The sequence below is a fragment of the Elstera litoralis genome, from assembly GCF_000963705.1.
GTDB lineage: Bacteria > Pseudomonadota > Alphaproteobacteria > Elsterales > Elsteraceae > Elstera > Elstera litoralis.
Genome location: NZ_LAJY01000652.1, coordinates 1 through 1,259, shown reverse-complemented (window position 1 = coordinate 1,259; position 1,259 = coordinate 1). Strand labels below are relative to the sequence as shown.

The 1,259-nt window shown below is 55.8% G+C and carries 2 protein-coding genes and 1 tRNA gene; 1 reads left to right on the top strand and 2 read right to left on the bottom strand.

The window, feature by feature from the left end:
- Both VZ95_RS26045 and VZ95_RS26040 read right to left on the bottom strand, forming a co-directional pair.
- Window positions 1-312, bottom strand: a 312-nt coding sequence (locus VZ95_RS26045; protein WP_045777201.1) for a sigma 54-interacting transcriptional regulator, incomplete at its 3' end; no start/stop codon positions are given.
- A 13-nt stretch (window positions 313-325) separates the two neighbouring features.
- On the bottom strand, window positions 326-673 hold the full coding sequence (locus VZ95_RS26040) for a hypothetical protein (protein ID WP_045777200.1): 348 nt from the start codon (window positions 671-673) through the stop codon (window positions 326-328).
- A 413-nt stretch (window positions 674-1,086) separates the two neighbouring features.
- Between VZ95_RS26040 and VZ95_RS18660 the strand changes: the two genes are divergently transcribed.
- A tRNA-Val gene (locus VZ95_RS18660) sits at window positions 1,087-1,161 on the top strand.
- Window positions 1,162-1,259: the final 98 nt, after the last annotated feature.

Below are 1,259 nucleotides of genomic sequence, written 5' to 3'. Positions count from 1 at the left end.
CAGCAACTGGCTTTGAAAACTCGGCGAGAGGGCTTCGATCTCGCTAATGAACAGCGCCCCGCCCGCCGCCCGCGCCACCCAATCCGCCGGGTCGCCCTGGGGTTCGGCCCCGAGAATATGAACAAAGGGGCCATCGCGGTTGGGGCTTAACCCGTGAATCATCGTGGCGACGGCAGCGGTTTCGGTGCCGAACTCGCCGTTCAGCAGAACCGGCAGAGGGCTTCGCGCGGCTTTTTCAAGAAAGCGATCCAGCGCGCGGATCGGCGCGCTCAATCCGGTCAGAAGATAGGGGCGACGGCCCTTTCCCTCCAACCAATCCCGAATTTCATAGCGCTTGGCAAAAAAAGGCGGCCTGCTGGGCGATTTCGCTGGAAAGCGCCAAAAACGCAGCTTCTTCATCGCGCGTTCCTGGCCAATGCAGGTGCAAGTCGCCAAAGGGAGCCCCCGCATAAACAATCGGAACCGTGCGGGTTCGCAAGGGGCGGCGGGGGGCGATTGGATCGTCACGCCGCAGATAATGCACCGGCGTCGAAACCCATTGGGCGGCGCGCACGGCATCATCGATGGCGCTTTGTGGCCCGTCTTCACTCTCGGCATCATAGAGAGCCGGATTGGCCGGTTGCAGACGCCCATTTAACCAATCACAGGTAAATTGCTCCCCGGCCCGCGTCATGACCAAAGTTCCAACAGTATTAAGCGTTAGAATACAGTCAAGAATACCCTGATTTTTAGAAAAGTCTTTTAGAAGGGCAATGAGAGCATGAGGGAGATCGGAATAATAAGCATTGATCTGGGCGAAAAGCCTAGCAGAAGGGGAATTGTTTGACGGCGGCATCAAGCTATTCCTCAGTTTTTCTCAGCCCCAGCGGTGTGGACGGTCTGTCCCTAAAAATCAACACGGGTGATACCTACAACCTAAAAGAGTAATGCATATTTAAATATGCTTCAATCGGCTTTATCGGCCGGGGCGGGATCGTCGCGATTTGGTTCGAATTCCCCGGACGGCAGAGTATTTTGCGCTTGCAAGCCCTTTGAAAAAAGCTATTCTGCGCCTCCCGAACGGCCCAATAGGCCGACCCGATTAGGGGGCGCGTAGCTCAGCGGGAGAGCACTACGTTGACATCGTAGGGGTCACAGGTTCAATCCCTGTCGCGCCCACCATTTTCTGAAATAAAATCAGAGACTTATAGGTGGACCGGAAAACGGCAAGCGGCCGGGTTTCGGATCTAGCTACTGATTAGCTACTGGCTCGTCGAAAT